Origin of the sequence: Methanocaldococcus fervens AG86, assembly GCF_000023985.1 — an archaeon.
Classification (GTDB): Archaea; AGJL01; Methanococci; order Methanococcales; family Methanocaldococcaceae; genus Methanocaldococcus; species Methanocaldococcus fervens.
Map to the genome: position 1 here is coordinate 1,015,745 of NC_013156.1, position 18,685 is coordinate 1,034,429.

Here is an 18,685-nt window from a genome sequence, read left to right on the forward strand (position 1 = left end):
TTTCGGTTAGGTATTTAAATATTTTATTATAATTTAGTTAATTTTTCATAATTATTCATATCTTTATACTTTTTTGTAAACATGTATGTGCCTGATAAGACCTTTATGGATATACACCTTGTAAAGTCCTTCTAATTCCATATCAAGTTCAACTTTTTTTGGATATGCGAAAACAAAGTATCCATTTTCTTTAATAACTTCTGGAAGCATTTTTAATATTTTCTCAATTTCTCCTTTTTTTGCTGTAGATATTCCATAAGGCGGGTCTGTTACAACAGCATCTACTTTCTCTATATTTAATTCATTTAAAAACTCTTTCACATATTTAGCATCTAACTTTTTAACTTTTATCACATTATCCAATAGGTTGTATTCTTCAAGGTTTATTAAAGTTCCAGAAGCCATTCTCCAATCGATATCACAGCCAATAAGCTTAGCTCCAATTAAACCAGCTTCAATTAAAAACCCTCCAGTTCCACAAAATGGATCTAAAACAACATCTCCCTCTTTAACTCTTGCCAAATTTACCATAGTCCTTGCAAGCTTCGGAAGCATACAGCCAGGATGGAAGTATTTTCTTAAATGTGGTCTATTTTTTTGGAAATATTCTCTATCTCTCATTTCTAACACATTAGAAACGAAAAAATTATTCTCTAAAATAACCACTCTAACCAAAACATCTGGCTTTGTTAAATTTACTTTTGCATTAGTTTTTAACTTTATAATTCCTCCGAGCTCTCTTTCAATCTTCAATGAGTTTATGGATTTTGTAAATTCATCTTTATGGAGTTTTAAAACCCTAACAGCGTAAGATTTGCTTTCGTCAATGTCAGGATAATCCCTATCTTTTATAAATTCTTCAAATGATTTTATAAAATCATCAACAACTTTATCAACTAAATTTACGTTTTTTTCCTCTAAATCATATTTAAACACTATCCTATGCCCTTCATCAATATAACCACTCCTCTTAACAATTTTTTTAGCTGGGCTATCTTCGGTTATAATGTATCTTTTTAGTCTCTCAACACTACCATTGTAATTAAAGATTTCCAATAATGCCATGAGTTCTGCATAAGGAATTTCTTCATGTTCTCCGTTTAAAACATATCCAATCATGATCATCCCCTCATCTTTTAATTGTTTTTATTTTTGAGTAATGCTTTTATTGTCAAAATTCCAAGTAAAAAAGAAAAGATTCCTGCAGTAAAATCACCAATAACTAATCCCATGTAAATACCCAACATACCTAAACCCAAAATTACCGCAAAGAGGTATGCGTAGGATATATGGCAAATTAAACATCTAAATATAGAAATTATTAGAGATTTTTCTCCCTTACCAATACCCTGAAACATGGCGGATGTTGTTAAGATGAACGGTGTAAATAACAGATATGGTGGGATTGTTCTTAAGGCTCTAACGAGCTCTTCGTGAATTCCAATAGAAGCTTTAGTGTATGTGAATAAATAAGCTAATATTGGGGCTAACAGCATTATTAAAGCAATAATAACAATTTCCATTAATACTCCGATTTTTATTGTGTAGAGATAAGCTGTTTTTAATTTATCAAAACTCTTTGCTCCATAAGTAGCCCCTATAACTGATGTTGCTCCGCTAGCCAAACCCAACATTGGAATAAAGCCAAAGTCAGTTATCCTTAAAGCTCCAGTATATACTGCCAATCCTTCGCTATCCCCAACTATCATAATTATTGAAGTCATTATAAAAAATGAGACTGCAACACTTATATCTATTAACGCTGAAGGGATTCCAACTCTAATTAAATCAGCAATAATCTTTAAATCAGGTTTAAATTTTGATAAATTAACAGTAATGTAACATGATTTTTTTATAAATAGCTCATAAGCTAATATTAAGAAAGCTACTCCTACAGCTGTTAAAGTAGCATAAGCTGCTCCGACTATTCCTAAGTTTAATAGGTATATGAATATTGGGTCTAATATGATGTTTGTCAATGTTCCTAAAACACTGGCTATCATCACAATTTTTGTATTCCCCTCCCCTCTAAATATGCCATACAACGCATCACAGATTGTGAATATGAGAGTTCCTAAAACCAATGTGCCCGAATATTTTAAAGCTAATAATTTACAGCTTCCATAAGTTCCCATTAAGCTAAACAACACATCAAGATTTGGATAAATAGCTAATATATACAAAATTCCAGCAATTAAAGATAAGATAATTGCATGGTTTGCTACTTTATCAGCTTCTTCTTTATTTCTTGCTCCAACTCTCCGCGCTATTCCAGAACTAATCCCAATACTCAAACCCCAACTAACTGCAAATAAACTAATTAATATTGGAAAACTTGCTCCAACAGCAGCTAATGCATCGGCCCCTGACCCAGAAACCCAAATGCTATCAACTAAGCTATAAATTGATTCAACAAATGTAGCAACAATTATTGGTTTTGAGACTTCAATAACTGCCTTTTTTGGGTCATCTAACAATATTTCAACATTTTTCATTATGTATCACCACAATAACAGTAAAAAATAAATATCACTTATACAACTTAAATTCTCTTACCATCTAAAATTGTGGTAACAATGCCAAAGCTTTTTATATATCACGCAAATCAGTGCAATCCAAAAAAATGCACATCTTTGAAAATGGCTAAAATGAATAAAGCCATTTTGTTAAAAAATCCATATAAAGTTCCAAAAAACTCTTTAATATTAAATCCTTATGCTGAAAAAGCTTTATCTCCAGAGGATAGGGATATAGTTGAAAAGTTTGGCATAACTGCTTTAGATTGCTCATGGAAAGAGGCAGAGCTGATGTTTAAGAAATTTAAATTTAAAAATCAAAGGTCGCTACCATTTTTAGTTCCATGTAATCCAATAAATTATGGTAAGCCGTGCATGCTTTCAACATTAGAAGCTTTTATTGCAGCTTTATATATAACTAACTTTAAGGATGAGGCATTAGATTTAACCTCTTGCTTTAAATGGGCAGAAACATTTATAAAGGTTAATAATGAATTATTAGAGAGATACTCAAATGCTAAAAATTCAATGGAAGTAGTGGAAATTCAAAAAGAGTTTTTGTAAATAAGCTTATAGGTGATAAAATGCCATTTGAAGAAGCTATGAAAAGATTATTTATGAAAAAGATTTGTATGAGATGTAATGCAAGAAACCCTTGGAGAGCTACAAAGTGTAGAAAGTGTGGTTATAAGGGATTAAGACCAAAAGCTAAGGAACCAAGAGGATAAACGAGTTGCTTTTTTATTTTTTATATTTTATTTTTATTTACATTTATTTTAATTTATTATTTTAATTTATGAGAACATAATTTTAGCTATTTTAAACGTTATAGTTCCTTCAATAATCCCGGCGATTATAAATAAGATTATAGAAAGCAAAAGTAGCTTTAAAGACTCTTTTATGTAATACAAAACCTCTTTTTTCTCTCCAAATTTAATGTTTATTAAAAGATTAACCAACCCTATATTAAATAAAACCCCACTTGATGCTGAAAATATTAAGGCGGGAATTTCAATAATTCCATGTGGTAAAACTAAGTAGATAAAGCTTTCAACGCCAAATTTATAAAGCACGAAGGATAAAATATAGGAGTTGAATGCAACCACAAATAGTGAAAAAATCCCAACAATGTAGTTTAAAATACAGACAATTAAATTGTTTTCCCAAATTGCCAATATTATACTTAAATTATCTTCATCTAACGAAATTTTTAGATTTTCAACGTGTTCTTGAAAGTTTTGAAAAACTATATCCCCTAAATAGGAGAAATAATTCACATTGGCAATTAAAACATAAGATATTGCTAAAGATAATATAAAGACTAAACTAACAAATAAAACGACTTTTTTATTCTTTAAAGGGCTTTTTAAAATCTCCTTTAAATCAAATACTTCCTTCAATGCGTCTATTAAAACCAGCATTAAATAGGCATCCTTCATAACTATCTACCAAGTTCTTGGTGAGCTTTTCCTAAATGTCCAGCAGCTAAAGCTCCTAATAAAGATAACTCTCCAGCCAACACAGCCCCTCCAACAATTTCAGCAAACTTTAAAGCTTTATTATCTCCATAACAACCAAGCATCTCTAAGCATTCTTTCTGCGTCTCTACTCTTGTTCCCCCTCCAACAGTTCCAATTGGCACATCTGGGAGAGTAACTGAGAAATACAATCCATCATCTTCAACTTCAGCCATTGTTATTCCCAAGCTTCCCTCAACTATATGTGCTTCATCCTGTCCTGTAGCTAAGAATATAGCTCCTATGATGTTTGCATAATGGGCATTGAAACCCATTGAATTGCTTATTGCTGAGCCAATGTAATTTTTTAATCTATTTACTTCAGCAATAGCTTGGGATGTGGTTTTTAAATATTTATTAACTTCTTTTTCAGTTAAAAATACTTCAGCCACAATAGATTTTCCTCTACCATTAATTAAATTCATCCCACTTGGCTTTTTATCAACACATGCGTTTCCACTCACTGCAACTGTTTTAACGTATATTCCTTCTTTTTTTAACTCATCCTCTATAAAATTACAAGCCTTTTCTGTGGCAATTGTAACCATATTCATTCCCATGGCATCTCCAGTCTTAAATACAAATCTTGGATATAAATTCCTCCCAACGATTAAAATTGGCTCTATCCCTATCAATTTTCCATGTCTTGTTGTTGATTCAGCAACCTCTTTTATCCTTTCAAAGTTTTCTTTAATCCAGTCTCTAACTTTTAGTGCATCCACAACTGTTTTTGTTTTTAAGCAGGGAGCTCTTGTCATCTTGTCGTCTATAACCCTAACGGTAGCTCCACCACACTTTGTTATTATTGAACAGCCCCTATTAACTGAAGCCACCAAAGCCCCTTCTGTTGTAGCCAATGGAATATAAAACTCCCCTTTCGCATATTCCCCATTAATTTTTAAAGGTCCGGCAAAACCTAATGGGATTTGTATAGCTCCAATCATATTCTCTATGTTTTTTTTCATAGCCATCTCTTCATCTATTGAGTAATTACTAATATGTTTAAATTCAATTCCAACTTTTTTTTCAATGAATTTCCTTCTAATTTCTGTTGCTATCTTTGAGCCAAACACCTTATCCAATTGATATGGCTTTAGCTCTCCATTCAACATTTTTTCAAGAATTTCATCATAGTTCATTTTATCACCAAATTAATTTAATTACTATTTTGTGTTTATTATTTTGTGATTCAAGTTCTTTTAGTTTATCTTTGCATTTATTGGTTAATTCTTCAAGTCCTTCTTTTAGTTTGTTAAATATTTCATTACTTAACCTATTTTCGTTCTTTTCTTTTTCATATTTTTTTAATAATTCATTTAGATGATGCATGAATCTTTCAAGGCATGCTTTATTTTTGAACATCTCATAATTGTCAATGTTATTTTTTGTCTTATTTAAATAATCTTCAATATCTTTAATATTTTCTGATTTGATTTTTTCTTCAAGAGTTTTATCAAATAATGTTATGTATATTTTTATTATTATTTTATCAAAAGTTTCCCTACTTTTTTCATAATACGGACTGTCAACACACGTCCTATTATATTCATCTCTGAGTTTTTTTAATATCCCTAAAAAATCTTTGAGATATTTTTCACATTTTTCATCTTCAATAAACATCCAATATTTATCAAAATTGTTATATATCTTATTTAGACATTTTATTACGGCATAAACATCTTTTGCTTCAATCCTCTTTTTAATAATTTCATAAACTGCAAATAATCTCGATTCAGCATCTTTTAAATCATAGTCCTCAGATTTATCTCCAATATCTTTATTTCTCAAAATTAAATCAACAGCGTGTTTTGGATTAATAACCTTTGCAAATGCTGTTATATACAAACTATACATTAGGAAGTTTAACATTATGATGTAATAGATAATTCCATAATCAATTACATACAATTGAACATGCGTTAATGATATGATGATAAGTAGAAACACTGTGGCAAATGAAATTATTACAAATGTTAAAAATCTAACATCCCTAATCCACATCCACATTAAAATAGTGCTTAACCTATCTGATGATGTCTGAATAATAACCCAAGATATTGATACGAGTAATGCTGAAATCGTTGCTAAAATACCTCCTACTGTAAGGAAATTACTGCTATCATGATTATTTGCTAAAGATAATAGCGAATCAAAACTTTTTATTGCAAGAATTATAGCTATGGATGCAATCATAGAAAGAATAAAAAGGTAGTTTTGAAAAGTTGTTTGAAATGTTTTAATACCGCACCAATCAAATATTTCAGAAATTTCCTCTTTAAAACCTCCAAATGTGAATATATAAAAAATAGTAGCGAAAGCAAATAAGAGAAAAGTCGTATAATTATTTAAATCTCCTATAAAATGGTAGTGTAGATAAATAACTAATATTATGAAACTTATAAATAAAATTATCGCCAATATAAGAGTCGTATATGGAGATTTTTCACTTAATTTATTCAATTCATTACTGATTTTTGAAGATAATGTAATTATGAATAAAGATATTATTGTCAGAAATAATGTAAATGAAGAAATTGTAGCAGTAATTGCACTAATAACAATACCAACGATTGTAATTATTGATTTAATAACACTTTTACCTTTCATAGTACCATCTAACTACAACACCGCCTTTAATATATTTCTATAGAAGTATTTATTTTTTATTTGGCTGAATTCATCAACTGATAATACTTTTACAGAGATATAAACACCATATCTAAGCAATATTTCAATAACACTATCAGAAACCAATTTTTGCATTTTAAATGAATCGTAGTTTGTTATAATTAAAACATCCTATATTTGAATCTTCTTTACCCCACTTCTTGCTACAGAACCATAAAGAGTGATTTTTACAATTTTATTTCCATAATTTTTTAATTCATTAACAAAAAGATTTTAGTATAGCTAATTTATCTTTTGACATTGTTAATCACTAAATCTATTAATAATCTCCTCTAAATCTAAAACCCCTTTATGTATTGCTGTAGCTATTAAAACTCCACCAACTCCTAAATTATAACAAAGCTCTAAATCTTCAATCCCTTTAATGCCTCCACCAACATATATTGGATTGTTTGTTTTATCTAAAATATTTTTTATAAGTTTTACATTAACTCCTCTCTGAGTTCCTACTGAGGAGATATCTAAGATTATTAGTGGAGTGTCTTTTTTAACATAAGATAAAATCTCATCTAAATTATAATTTAAAAGGTCTCCATTTTTAAAATCCAAGCTAACAACTATATCTTTCTCTTTTAACAACTCAACATCTTCTAATGTCTCAGTTGCTACTATTGATCTATCATTTTTATTTAAAATTTTTTTAATATCTTCCAAATCTTCTCTTTTTTTAATTCCAGCATCAACGATTTTATTTACAAAATCTATCTCTTTTATTATATCAAAATTATCTCCATTCCCAATTATAGCGTTTAAATCAGCAATGTAAATGGTTTTAGCTCCTCTTTTTTTATAAGCCTCTGCCACATCAACAGGATTTGATGAATTGCAGATAACTGATTTTAGTGGCTTGTATTCATCTCTATTTCCACTTTTTCCATGCACAGCTATTTTATCCTTTAAATCAATAACTGGAATTATCTCCATTCTTACCCCCTTAAAAATTTAGTATCTAACTTCTAAAACTCCTCTATCCCATTCTAAATAATGCCCTTTTTCTCCAACCTTAGCCATATTTATTATTGGCACAATTGCAGGTGTTGGATTAATTCCCATCCTCTTCTGGAAATCTGTCTGCTCCTGAAAAGTCCCACTGTTAACCATAACAACTCCTCTATAAATTCCATAACCATTAATGTGTATGTGTCCTGTATGTAGGATGTCTATATCTCTATCAATAACCAAGTAATCTTTATGTTCTGGAGCTATAGGGCATCTTCCTCCATAAGTTGGGCATAGCAACCTTCTTTTTATTAACTCTCTCATAATGGTTGTTGGATTTTCATAACTTGCATTTCTTATTTGCCCAACTAAGTCGTCAAAGCTTCTTCCGTGATATAATAAAGTGTCAAAGCCGTGTATATTAACTACACATGGATTTCCAACGAAATAAATGTTATCTCTATTAAATAGCTTTGTTATTTTATTTGGTAGCTTTGGCTGTGGTTCTGCAGGTCTAACAGCATCGTGGTTTCCTGGGGAGATGATTATGGATATATGCTCTGGAATCTGCTCCAAATACATAGCAATTTCCTTATACTGCTCAACAATATCTACCTCATACAAATCCTCCTCCTGCCCAGGATAAACACCAACTCCATCAACCAAATCCCCAGCAATGCAGATGTATTTTAATCTGCTAACTACTTTTTCCTCTAATTCATTATCAACATCTCCATTTAAAAATCTAACGAATTTTTCAAACTCTTTGTGTAAAAACTCATTACTTCCAATGTGAATATCTGATAAAAATGCCATGTATATTTCTTCATCAATTCTTCTTGGTTCTTTTGGTGAAAATGTTGGTCTTACAATCTCATCAACATATATTGAACTCCCTGATCTGCTAACAGTCCCAATAGCTCCAATAACCTCATCCAATAGTATGTCATCAGGCAGTTGCCCTTTTTCCATTTTTTCCTTTGGTAAAATTAAGGTTATTTCACCTTCAGTATCTTCAATCCTAACTATTAAATTACCATTTTTTGAAGTGTCAACATCGCTAACAATCCCTACAACGAAGATATCTTTCTGACCTTTCATTCTACTTATATCTTTTAGAGGATATCCTTTTCTTTGAGCTTTTCTCTCAATGAATTTTTTCAATCTTTCAAATCTATCTTTAAAGTATTTGACAAAATCATCTATAGTTCCCGTGCATGTAGATTTCCCAGAAACGTCTGAATCGTCATAAATATCTATTATTGCCTCTATATCTTTAGCTATCCATTTTATTCTGCTATTTACACTCTCCCTTATTTTTGTTATTTTTTCGTATCTCTTAGCTCTTTCAGCATTGAAATCTTTTTTCTCTTCTTTTGAAATTAACTGCTTTAATTTTTCTTCAATATCTTCGTCAGATTTCTTTACAAAACTTTCTTTTTCATCTTTTTTAGTAAATTCTACTTTATCTTCAATTTCTTCTTTAATTTCTGTTTTTATTTCTTTTTCTTTTATTTTCTCTTTGTTCTCTTCTTTTTCTCCAGTGTAGTAAAATATGAAGTCAAAATCTTTATATTCTTTTATTATATTATTCAAATCTTTTTGTAAAAAAATTTCTAAAAACTTTTCATCTAACAAAATAAAGGCATCGTTGTATTTTTTAAATTCTTTAATTTTTTCAGTTAAATTTTCAATATCCTCTTTATCAAAATTTTTCAGCTTTTCATAAACAGTTGGTGATAGTAAAACCTCTAAATCTAAAAATTTATTTATTATTTCCATCTTTATCCTCCTTTTTCAGATTCTTAAACTTTTTATTTTTCAGATTTTTATTTATATTATAACAGAGATAATCTAAAGGATGAATGATAAACCTTTTTTTACACAGCTCATCCGGTTTGCAGTAATAACTTAAGCCCTTTCCTCCATCATCTTTCCAATTTTTACAGTATTCACAGTGAGTTAATCTTCCATGCCCTACTTTATAGCCAATGTTGTGCATAATGTAATATCTTGTCTTCTGTTCATTAAAATCCTCAACATTTTTGAATAACATCTCTATAAGCTCGTCTATAAATTTTTCAATCTCTTCTTCGGAGGCAATATCTGTAGCTGAAACATTGACTAAATTTCCATCTTTATCTAAAGGTCTTAAATTGGGATTAAATTTGGCACAAAACCAATAGACAACAAAACTTCTCCTTGCATAATGGGAAGGAGAGCCACCACTTAAAATATCGTTTAAAATCCCCCTAATACATGGAGGATGCCACTCTAACGGGATATTCCCTTTATAGTTTATTGCCTCTATACTCCCTATTTGCTCATACTTAACCTTATCTTTTAGGTAGTTGTTAATCTCATTTAATAAACTTTTTATTATGCCCTCTTCTGGAAGTTTTGTTCTCTTAGCTAAATCTCCGAGCTTTTTTAACTCTACTCTAATAAATTCCCTTGCGTAAATCTCTTTAATTTCAGTTATATCAACATAACCATTTTCCAAATCTAACCTCTCCAAATGCAAATCATTATTTCTTGATTTTGATGCAGTTTTTATAAATTCCCAGACGGATATTTTATTTGGAAGTTTTTTAATAAGCTCAAATTTTTTAATTTCAGCGTAATTTTTTACGAATGCATTAAAATATGGTGTATGAGATAATAAAATAATTAAAAGATAGTCAATTAATGCATCTAACTTTTCTCTCTCTATTTTTTCAATTCTTAAAAAATTTCTTAAATCGCTCTCATACTCATCATTATTTTCAAAAATATGCTTTAATTTAGACAATATCAATAATTCATAATCATTTAAAGCTTTTAAGAAATCGATGTCTTTGAATTCATCCAAATATTCTAAAAGCATATTAATCACGTATTTCTAAACTTATCTTCTAAATCAATAACTGCCTTAACATGTGGATATGCCAACTTTACATCTTTTTCTTTTTCTATTTTTTCTAAAATTCTTTTATAAATTTCAGTTTTAATTATAGCTTTTTCGTAAGTATTTACTATATAAACCGCTTTTATGTAGAAAGAGCTCCTTGTCATCCCAACTCTAATTAATGGCTTGTCACATAAGCTTCTTGATATTAAATATCTTTTCTTTGACCATCTTTCAGCCAATTTTTTCATTAAATCTCCAACAACTTCACAAACTGAGGAAAAAACAATCTCCTCAGCTTTCTTTATATCGCTATCGTAGGTAAAATGTATTGCAAAATAATCCCAAATATATGGTGTTCCCTTTGTAAAATTGATTATAGATGTTGTGAATATGTAGGAATTTGGAATAACTAAAACTCTTCCAGTAGAATCTAATGTGTCTAAGGTTAATTCACTTAGATAAATGTGTTGAGTGTCTATATCAAACACATCTCCAGCTCCGACATCTTTAATATAAATTCTATCTCCAATTTTTATTGTTCTTGTGTATAGTATAACAATCCATCCAGCAAAATTTAAAATTGGCTTTTGCAAAGCGTAGGTTATTGCCGCACCAATTAAACCAACTGAAACAACCAAAGATGATACATTTTGATATAAAACTCCAAAAATTGTCAAAGCAACGCAAAGATAAACAAAATATTTAAAGATATAGTTTAGAGTTAAATACTCTCCAGCCTTTTCTTCCCTCTTAATTGCATACTTTTTAAATATCTCAGAGGTAATATCTACAATAATAAGCCCAGATAGGATTATTATGGCAACAATGATTATTTGATTTTGGTATTTGGTAAATAACCCTATATAAAACTCTAAATTAAAAACTGATATGAGGCTGTGTAGTAAAATTATTAATAGCAATACCTTTATCCCCAATTTCAGCTTATTGTTGATCATAAATCTCAACGGTGATTTTGTTGCTATTGAAAGGGAAATTTTTGTATGGAGAGAATTATGAGCTAAGAAAAGGAACTTTGGTTATTGAAGATGGGATAATTAAAGGTTTTACAAATGAACATGATAAAGATGTTATTGAGTTTAAAGGCCTTATTATCCCTCCACTTATAAATGCCCACACACATATAGCTGATAATAGTATAAAGGATATAGGGATTAATAAAACTTTGGATGAATTAGTCAAGCCACCAAACGGTTTAAAACATAGATATTTGGCTGAATGCAATGACAATATGTTAGTTGAAGGTATGAAACTTGGTTTAGAGGATATGAAGGAGCATGGAATAAAGTTCTTTTGTGATTTTAGGGAAAATGGAGTTAAAGGAATTAATTTATTAAAAACTGCTTTAAAATCTTATGATTATCCTAAGGCAATAATATTGGGAAGGCCTACAAAGGTTGATAAGAAAGAGGTTGAAGAGATTTTAGAAATATCTGATGGTTTAGGGTTGAGTGGGGCTAATGAATTTGAAAATGATGAATTAAAACTAATATTTAGAGTTTTTAAGAGATTTAAAGAGAAAGATGATAAAAAATTATTTGCTATACACGCGGCTGAGCATGAAGGAGCTTTAAAATACAGCTTAAACAAATATGGCATGACAGAGATTGAGAGATTAACCTATTTGGGAGTAAAACCAGATTTTATCGTTCATGGGACTCATCTAACAAACAACGATTTAGAGTTGTTAAAAGAAAATAACATTCCAGTTGTTGCATGTGTAAGAGCTAATTTATCTTTTAATGTTGGCATGCCAAAGTTGAATGAGCTTAACGAAAATTTGCTTGTTGGAATTGGGACTGACAACTTTATGGCAAACTCTCCATCAATATTTAAAGAAATGGACTTTATTTATAAACTCTACCACATTGAGCCAAAGGATATTTTGAGAATGGCAACAATAAACAATGCAAAGATATTAAAGCTTGAGAATGTTGGATTGATAGAGGAAGGGTTTAAAGCTATTTTTACCTTTATAAAACCAACTAATGCAATATTGTTTTCTAAAAATATTGTTGCTTCAGTAGTTACGCGATGTGAAAAAGGGGATGTTGTGGATTTTAGATTAATATGATGTTTTAGTTAATGGAGGATGGAGACATAACTTTGATTATCGAATAAATTTAATAAATTATAAAATAATAATCAGAACCTACTAAGAGGCATTGCCAAGCGTAGCGAGGCAATACATCCTGAGGTATCCGAACAACCTTTTAACAAAAGGTTGATCAAAACTTTTGGGGCATGTCAATAGGGTGTAAGCCCTATGGGGTCGTATACCAATAGGGGCTTTGCCACTATGGTTATAACTTTATTTCTCCTTTGGTGCTTATAATCCCTTTTCTTTCATCAATTTTTGTGGCTAAATCTAAAGCAACACCAAATGCTTTAAACAACGCCTCAGCTTTGTGGTGTTCATTTTTTCCAATCACATCATAATGTATATTTAGCATTCCATAGCTTGCAACTGATTCAAAAAAGTGGTTTATGTTTTCAGTAGCTAAATCCCCAACAAATTCTCTATTAGGTTTGTAATTTCCTACACAATAGCTTCTCCCTCCCAAATCAATAGCTACAGTTGCCCTTGCATCATCCATTGGAATTATTGCCCATCCAAATCTGAAAATATTTTTCCTCTCAATCTGATTTAGAGCTAAACCTAAGCAAATTCCAACATCTTCAACGGTGTGATGGTCATCCACTTCCAAATCTCCTCTTGCTTTGACTATCAAATCAAAACATCCATGCTTTGCAAAAGAAGATAATAAGTGGTCAAAAAATGGAATACCAGTATCTATTTTATATTTTCCAGTTCCATCAATGTTTATTTTTAGATAAATATTTGTTTCCTTTGTTTCTCTCATTACCTCAAAAACTCTCATATTCCCACCAACCTTAGGTAAAATTAAAATGATTAGGGTTATTTATCCCTCCCAAACACCAACAAACATAATATGGTCTTTTTCAAATGGCTCTATATCAACTTCATCAACTATTTTAAATCCTCCAGATTCTAAAATCTCTTTCTGTTCTTTAAATACTTCTTCTGGGTCTTTTGTAACATCAATACTTCTTGCCTTTATCGCAATCATTCCATAACTGCCTTTTTTCAAAAACCATTTTGCATTTTTAATTAAAATCTCAGCTTGATTTGGTTGAGCAACATCCTCATAAACAACATCCACTTTCTCAACGATGTTTGCATACTCTTGGGGCTTATTTGCATCTCCCAATATTGGGATAATATTTTCTCTCTCAGCACACGCATCTAAAAGTTCCCTCATGATTCTTGGAGCGTATTCTATGGCATAAACAATGCCTTTATCTGCAATATCCGCAACGTGAGAAGGTGTTGTTCCAGCTGAAGCTCCTAAGTATAAGATTTTTGAATCTCTTTTTATTGGCATAACCTTTAAACCTTTGAGTATTGCAGCTGCTAACTTACTTTTGTTTGGATTCCAAATTCTATACTCATCATCACCAATTTTTACTATTTTTTCATCATAAACCTTTTTTCCTTTAACAATGGATTTTGTAGCTATTCTTTTCAGGCCATCTCCTAAATCAACTTCATAGATGTTTTCAAAAATCTCTTTAATTTTAATATCTTCCATTTTATCACCAAAAAATTATTCTCTGCTTTTAATCTTTTTCATGTAAAAGATTTCTCCATTATATTCCAATTTTATTAATTTTCCTTCTTCAACCATTTTATTTATAATATCAAAGCTAATGTTTCTTTTGTTTAACAGTTCTTTAATAACCTCCTCCCTCATAGGATGAACGGAAGTTATAGCCAATATGTCATTTTCAATATCATCGGATAATATAAATTCATAACCTTCAAATTTCCCTAAGAGTTCAACCTTATCTTTTCCAATAATTTCATTAAATATAGGTAATATTTTATTTAAAATCCCTATTTTAGGAGGTTTTACGTGTTTTTCAGATGATGGTCTTATTGGTGTATTTAAATAGCATTTATTTGGCTTTAAGTCTTTTAAAAACTCCGCTGTTTTAACTATAGCTTCCTCTGTATAGTTTACATTTCCCAAAATCATCGTCTCAGTTATTAACTTTCCTTTATAGCTATCTCTAAAATCCATAATGCCTTCTAAAATTTTATCTAATACTAAATCTTTATGAGGTCTATTTATTTCCATCCAAAGCTTTTCATCTGTAGAATCTACCTTAAATGATACTAAATCAAAGTTCAATAAATCATTTTTAACATCTTCCTTCCAAATTAATGATGAGTTTGTAATTATTGCTATTGGAATGTTAAAATTTCTAAGCATTTCAACCTCTTTTGATAAATTTATGTCCAATGTTGGCTCACCATCTGCGACAAAGGTAAGATAGTCAATTTTTTCATTGGATAACTTATCTATTTTCTCCTTTACAGATTTAAAAATATTCTCTGGATTATAAAAGTTCCTTCTTTCTGTTGTTTTGTTTAAGGTTCTTCCAACTTGGCAATATAAACAGTCATAGCTACAAAACTTGCATGGAATATTGTTTATTCCTAAACTCTTTCCCAATCTTCTTGATGGAACTGGTCCAAAGGCTATTGTCACAATATCACCAAAAAATAAAAAATAAAATAAAAAAGATTTATTCTTTTATTTTACTTTTCTTTATCTCAGCTGCCTTTTCATTGACAATCTCTAAATATTCACTTAACATCTCCTTGCTTTTTACTGCATCTCTAATATTTTTGTTCTCTATGCTGATTATTCCATCATATTTAATTTCTTTTAACTTTTCGAGAACTTCAATAAAGTTAATATTCCCCTCCCCTACTTTCAAATGCTCATCATCATAACCGTTATTATCGTGAGCATGGACGTGAATAATACCAATTCCAATATTTTGCAGTTTTTCAACAAATTCGGCTGGATTTCCAGCAGTATTTGCATGTCCTATATCAAACGTTATCCCTAAATTCTTTGAATCAATGTCTTTAACAATTTCCATTAAAGACTCTGGAGTTATTCCTAAAAGTCCTTTAAAGTTTGGCATATTTTCTAAACCAATTTTTATTCCATAATCTTCAGCTATCTCTACGATCTCAGAGAGTGTTGAGAAATTATTATCTAACACTTCATTTACATATTCTCCCCAAAGTGGTGGGATATAGCCGGGATGAACCACAACAACCTCGGAATCGAGTTCAAAAGCTCCCTCTATAGCATCTCTAATGCATTCAATAGTTAATCTCCTAATCCTTTCATTCATTGATGCTGGATTTAAATCTGAAAAAGGGGCATGAACTATGATATCAACCTCATATCTCTCTTTCAGTTCCATAAGATATTTTATATTCTTTGGGGATAAATAGTGCGTTCCTTCACAAACAATTTCCCATGCATCAAAGTTATGTTCAGCAATCTTTTCCAATGAGGATGTTAAGCTCTCTGGTAAAAAGACTAATGATGAGATACCAAACTTCATACTAACACCTTTTAATTTATTTATTTTTAGTTATGCTTAAGCATTATATATGTTTAATATACATAATTATAAATATTGTTGAGGAATTTTCTATAAAATTTTGTGGGGAGATTATGGAGCTATTTAATATTTTAAAGGAAAAAATTAAAGAAAAGGAAGTGGTAACTCCAAAAGAGATGGCAATTATTGATGATAATGCAGAATTTTTAGGGATTCCGAAAATACTGTTAATGGAAAATGCTGGAAAGGTAGTTTATGAGGAGATTAAGGATATTGAAGCTGAGGAATATGTTATATTTTGTGGAACTGGTAATAACGGAGGAGATGGGTTTGTAGTTGCGAGACACCTAGGTAAAGGGGAGGTTGTATTAATAGGGAAGGAAGGGGAGATAAAAACCTATGAAGCGAGAGAAAATTTTAAGATATTAAAAAATTTGGCAGAATTTGGAAATATAAAAATTAGAGAGATTAGGATAGCTGAAGAAGTTGAGGATATATTTGAAAGACTAAAAGATAAAAAAGCTGTTGTTGTAGATGCGATGATAGGAACTGGTGTTAAAGGAGAGTTGAGGGAGCCGTTTAAAACAATAGTCAATAAAATTAACGAGTTAAAGAAAATAAATAAGGATTTATTTGTTGTTAGTGTTGATGTTGAGACTGGAAACTTAGAGAGTGATTTAACCATAACATTCTACAAAAGAAAGACGATAAATAAAGAAAATGCTATTGTAAAAGAGATTGGCATACCAAAAGAGGCTGAATATGTCGTTGGATGGGGAGATTTAAAAGCCTTGAGAAAAAGAGATAGTAGAAGCCACAAAGGGCAGAATGGGAAAGTTTTAATTATTGGAGGAAGTAGGGATTTCTTTGGAGCTCCAATACTTGCAGGATTGGCGGCATCAAAAATTGCAGATTTGGTTGGAATTTTGTCTGTTGATGATGTTGTAGATAAGCTTAATAATCCAGAGTTTATTATGTATAGGGTTGAAGGAGATTATTTAAGCTCTAAACATGTTGATTACGCATTAGATGTAGCTAAGAAATACGATGTTGTTGTATTAGGTAATGGTTTTGGAGTTAATGATGAAACTAAAGCTTTTGTAAATGAATTTTTGTTAAAATATGATAAAAAAGCTGTAATTGATGCAGATGCGATTAAAGTTATTGATTATAATAACTTTAAATTCTCTGAAAATTATGTATTTACTCCACATAGAAAAGAATTTGAATATATGAATATTGATTTAAACAATATAGAGGAAATAAAATCAACGATTGTGTTAAAAGGAAAATATGATATAATATTTAATGCCAACAATGTAAAAATAAACAAAACAGGAAATGCAGGTTTAACAAAAGGGGGAACTGGGGATGTGTTAGCTGGCTTAATTGGAGCTTTGTTTGCTGTTAATGATGCTTTTATATCAGCATGCTGTGGGGCTTTTATAAATGGATATGCTGGAGATTTATTATTGAAAGAGAAGGGCTACTGCTTTACCCCTCTTGATTTGATTGAGAAGATTCCAAATGTTTTAAAAATCTTTGAATGAAACTTTAAGAAAGTTTCATCAAAATGATGCATTAGGAGGAGCTAAAGCCCCTCATAATGTCTCTTAGATAAAGTGGGGAGGAATAACGTGAATTTTAATGCTAAAAATGTTAAAAACCCCAAAAATGTCTTTAGTAGTTTAATTAATATTCGGTAAATTAAGGAGATATTATGAAAGCAGATTTGCATATACATACAAAATATTCTGGAATTTGTAAATTTTGGAAACTTAGCTTTCCAGATTCTGTTGAAGAACCGAGAAATATATTAAAAGTTGCTAAAAAAAGAGGAATTGGTGTTTTGGCGATAACAGATCACAACACTATCAGGGGAGGGGTTGAAACAAAGAAAATTGAGAAAGAGTTTGGAGTAGAGGTCATTGTAGGTAGTGAAATTATGACAAAAGAAGGGGAGATCATTGGTTTATTTTTAAATGAGGAAATTCCAAAATATTTGACCCCAGAAGAGACGATAGAGAGAATTAAAGAGCAGGGAGGTTTAGCCATAGCCCCCCATCCATACAGCCCAATATGTAAGGCTCTTGGAGATAGGATATTTGATTTAGATTTGGATGGAGTTGAGGTCTTTAACGCCTATCACAGAGACGGGATAGTTAACAACATCGCCTTAAATAAAGTTATAAAAAACTACCACAAAAAGCCGTTTGCATTTATTGGAAGTAGTGATGCCCACATAGCGAGGATGGTAGGTAATGCATATACACTATTTGAAGGAAATTCAGCAGATGATTTATATAAGGCGATAGTTAAAAAAAGAACGACTTTTGAAGGGAAAGCAACACCTTTATATCAGGCCATATTGTGGAGCTATGACATTGTTTACAACTCAGAGAAGAAGTTAATAAAATCTTTAATATTTAATGTAGATGATGATATTATAAATTCACTAAAATTCTATAAAAAGATTTTAGGGGTTTTTGGCGGAGCAATATATATGCTCACACCTCTTCCAATAGTTTCTGGATTTTTGGGAAATTATTATCTTAAAAAGAAAGCAAAGGAGAAAATAAAGGAGGTTTGAATTGGAATGAAAAACTATATAAATAACAATCAATATTTTACTTTTAAATAATTACATGATGATGCTATTTTTA

General features: G+C 30.4%; 18 protein-coding genes. 5 read left to right on the plus strand and 13 right to left on the minus strand.

The window, feature by feature from the left end:
* Nucleotides 1–63: 63 nt before the first annotated feature.
* Both MEFER_RS05510 and MEFER_RS05515 read right to left on the minus strand, forming a co-directional pair.
* The gene (locus MEFER_RS05510; protein ID WP_015791627.1) at nt 64–1,119 is read right to left on the minus strand and encodes a TIGR01177 family methyltransferase; all 1,056 of its coding nucleotides are present in this window, start codon (nt 1,117–1,119) and stop codon (nt 64–66) included.
* Between the two features lie 17 nt (nt 1,120–1,136).
* Nucleotides 1,137–2,495: an MATE family efflux transporter gene (locus MEFER_RS05515; RefSeq protein WP_015791628.1), complete on the minus strand. Its 1,359-nt coding sequence runs from the start codon at nt 2,493–2,495 to the stop codon at nt 1,137–1,139.
* An 81-nt stretch (nt 2,496–2,576) separates the two neighbouring features.
* Here MEFER_RS05515 and MEFER_RS05520 point away from each other — a divergent pair, with 81 nt between their 5' ends.
* Together MEFER_RS05520 and MEFER_RS05525 are read left to right on the plus strand one after the other, a co-directional pair.
* Nucleotides 2,577–3,080 (plus strand): DUF367 family protein, encoded by a 504-nt coding sequence (locus MEFER_RS05520; protein ID WP_015791629.1) that lies wholly within the window; start codon nt 2,577–2,579, stop codon nt 3,078–3,080.
* A 20-nt stretch (nt 3,081–3,100) separates the two neighbouring features.
* Nucleotides 3,101–3,244: a 50S ribosomal protein L40e gene (locus MEFER_RS05525; RefSeq protein ID WP_010870213.1), complete on the plus strand. Its 144-nt coding sequence runs from the start codon at nt 3,101–3,103 to the stop codon at nt 3,242–3,244.
* A gap of 66 nt (nt 3,245–3,310) precedes the next feature.
* Here the strand turns inward: MEFER_RS05525 and MEFER_RS05530 are convergent, their stop codons facing one another.
* The 7 genes from MEFER_RS05530 to MEFER_RS05560 form a co-directional block, all read right to left on the minus strand.
* Nucleotides 3,311–3,955 carry a stage II sporulation protein M gene (locus MEFER_RS05530; protein WP_015791630.1) on the minus strand — a complete coding sequence of 215 codons (645 nt, stop codon included), beginning with the start codon at nt 3,953–3,955 and terminating at the stop codon, nt 3,311–3,313.
* Nucleotides 3,956–3,957: 2 nt separating this feature from the next.
* Nucleotides 3,958–5,172 (minus strand): hydroxymethylglutaryl-CoA reductase (NADPH), encoded by a 1,215-nt coding sequence (gene hmgA / locus MEFER_RS05535; protein WP_015791631.1) that lies wholly within the window; start codon nt 5,170–5,172, stop codon nt 3,958–3,960.
* Between the two features lie 4 nt (nt 5,173–5,176).
* Nucleotides 5,177–6,640: a hypothetical protein gene (locus MEFER_RS05540; RefSeq protein ID WP_015791632.1), complete on the minus strand. Its 1,464-nt coding sequence runs from the start codon at nt 6,638–6,640 to the stop codon at nt 5,177–5,179.
* Between the two features lie 324 nt (nt 6,641–6,964).
* Entirely contained in the window at nt 6,965–7,645 is a 681-nt protein-coding gene (locus tag MEFER_RS05545; protein WP_015791634.1) for a HisA/HisF family protein, read from the minus strand.
* A gap of 18 nt (nt 7,646–7,663) precedes the next feature.
* A complete protein-coding gene (locus tag MEFER_RS05550) occupies nt 7,664–9,442 on the minus strand; it encodes a DNA-directed DNA polymerase II small subunit (RefSeq protein ID WP_015791635.1) in 1,779 nt (592 codons plus the stop codon).
* Nucleotides 9,426–10,526, minus strand: coding sequence for a hypothetical protein (locus tag MEFER_RS05555; RefSeq protein WP_015791636.1), 1,101 nt, complete (start codon nt 10,524–10,526; stop codon nt 9,426–9,428). The genes MEFER_RS05550 and MEFER_RS05555 overlap by 17 nt, the downstream gene beginning before the upstream one ends.
* Nucleotides 10,527–10,531: 5 nt before the next feature.
* On the minus strand, nt 10,532–11,506 hold the full coding sequence (locus tag MEFER_RS05560) for a mechanosensitive ion channel family protein (RefSeq protein ID WP_015791637.1): 975 nt from the start codon (nt 11,504–11,506) through the stop codon (nt 10,532–10,534).
* A 20-nt stretch (nt 11,507–11,526) separates the two neighbouring features.
* On the opposite strand from MEFER_RS05560, the gene MEFER_RS05565 reads away from it, so the two are divergent.
* Complete coding sequence (locus tag MEFER_RS05565; protein ID WP_048056342.1) at nt 11,527–12,642, plus strand: amidohydrolase family protein; 1,116 nt, start codon at nt 11,527–11,529, stop codon at nt 12,640–12,642.
* A 229-nt stretch (nt 12,643–12,871) separates the two neighbouring features.
* Here the strand turns inward: MEFER_RS05565 and hisB are convergent, their stop codons facing one another.
* Genes hisB through MEFER_RS05585 form a run of 4 tightly spaced genes read right to left on the minus strand, consistent with a single transcriptional unit; the run spans nt 12,872 to nt 16,022 of the window.
* Nucleotides 12,872–13,450: an imidazoleglycerol-phosphate dehydratase HisB gene (gene hisB, locus MEFER_RS05570; RefSeq protein ID WP_015791639.1), complete on the minus strand. Its 579-nt coding sequence runs from the start codon at nt 13,448–13,450 to the stop codon at nt 12,872–12,874.
* 42 nt (nt 13,451–13,492) lie between these two features.
* Nucleotides 13,493–14,182 carry a fibrillarin-like rRNA/tRNA 2'-O-methyltransferase gene (locus MEFER_RS05575; RefSeq protein WP_015791640.1) on the minus strand — a complete coding sequence of 230 codons (690 nt, stop codon included), beginning with the start codon at nt 14,180–14,182 and terminating at the stop codon, nt 13,493–13,495.
* Nucleotides 14,183–14,197: 15 nt separating this feature from the next.
* Entirely contained in the window at nt 14,198–15,145 is a 948-nt protein-coding gene (locus tag MEFER_RS05580; protein ID WP_015791641.1) for a radical SAM protein, read from the minus strand.
* Nucleotides 15,146–15,182: 37 nt separating this feature from the next.
* Entirely contained in the window at nt 15,183–16,022 is an 840-nt protein-coding gene (locus MEFER_RS05585) for a sugar phosphate isomerase/epimerase family protein (protein WP_015791642.1), read from the minus strand.
* A 113-nt stretch (nt 16,023–16,135) separates the two neighbouring features.
* Here MEFER_RS05585 and MEFER_RS05590 point away from each other — a divergent pair, with 113 nt between their 5' ends.
* Nucleotides 16,136–17,572 (plus strand): bifunctional ADP-dependent NAD(P)H-hydrate dehydratase/NAD(P)H-hydrate epimerase, encoded by a 1,437-nt coding sequence (locus tag MEFER_RS05590; protein WP_048056343.1) that lies wholly within the window; start codon nt 16,136–16,138, stop codon nt 17,570–17,572.
* 170 nt (nt 17,573–17,742) lie between these two features.
* Entirely contained in the window at nt 17,743–18,612 is an 870-nt protein-coding gene (locus MEFER_RS05595; protein ID WP_015791644.1) for a PHP domain-containing protein, read from the plus strand.
* Nucleotides 18,613–18,685 lie beyond the last annotated feature (73 nt).

Coding starts and splice junctions, on each gene's coding strand:
- MEFER_RS05510 (WP_015791627.1), bottom strand. CDS start 1,119: ATGATTGGATATGTTTTAAACGGAGAACATGAAGAAATTCCTTATGCA.
- MEFER_RS05515 (WP_015791628.1), bottom strand. CDS start 2,495: ATGAAAAATGTTGAAATATTGTTAGATGACCCAAAAAAGGCAGTTATT.
- MEFER_RS05520 (WP_015791629.1), top strand. CDS start 2,577: ATGCCAAAGCTTTTTATATATCACGCAAATCAGTGCAATCCAAAAAAA.
- MEFER_RS05525 (WP_010870213.1), top strand. CDS start 3,101: ATGCCATTTGAAGAAGCTATGAAAAGATTATTTATGAAAAAGATTTGT.
- MEFER_RS05530 (WP_015791630.1), bottom strand. CDS start 3,955: ATGAAGGATGCCTATTTAATGCTGGTTTTAATAGACGCATTGAAGGAA.
- hmgA (WP_015791631.1), bottom strand. CDS start 5,172: ATGAACTATGATGAAATTCTTGAAAAAATGTTGAATGGAGAGCTAAAG.
- MEFER_RS05540 (WP_015791632.1), bottom strand. CDS start 6,640: ATGAAAGGTAAAAGTGTTATTAAATCAATAATTACAATCGTTGGTATT.
- MEFER_RS05545 (WP_015791634.1), bottom strand. CDS start 7,645: ATGGAGATAATTCCAGTTATTGATTTAAAGGATAAAATAGCTGTGCAT.
- MEFER_RS05550 (WP_015791635.1), bottom strand. CDS start 9,442: ATGGAAATAATAAATAAATTTTTAGATTTAGAGGTTTTACTATCACCA.
- MEFER_RS05555 (WP_015791636.1), bottom strand. CDS start 10,526: ATGCTTTTAGAATATTTGGATGAATTCAAAGACATCGATTTCTTAAAA.
- MEFER_RS05560 (WP_015791637.1), bottom strand. CDS start 11,506: ATGATCAACAATAAGCTGAAATTGGGGATAAAGGTATTGCTATTAATA.
- hisB (WP_015791639.1), bottom strand. CDS start 13,450: ATGAGAGTTTTTGAGGTAATGAGAGAAACAAAGGAAACAAATATTTAT.
- MEFER_RS05575 (WP_015791640.1), bottom strand. CDS start 14,182: ATGGAAGATATTAAAATTAAAGAGATTTTTGAAAACATCTATGAAGTT.
- MEFER_RS05585 (WP_015791642.1), bottom strand. CDS start 16,022: ATGAAGTTTGGTATCTCATCATTAGTCTTTTTACCAGAGAGCTTAACA.
- MEFER_RS05590 (WP_048056343.1), top strand. CDS start 16,136: ATGGAGCTATTTAATATTTTAAAGGAAAAAATTAAAGAAAAGGAAGTG.
- MEFER_RS05595 (WP_015791644.1), top strand. CDS start 17,743: ATGAAAGCAGATTTGCATATACATACAAAATATTCTGGAATTTGTAAA.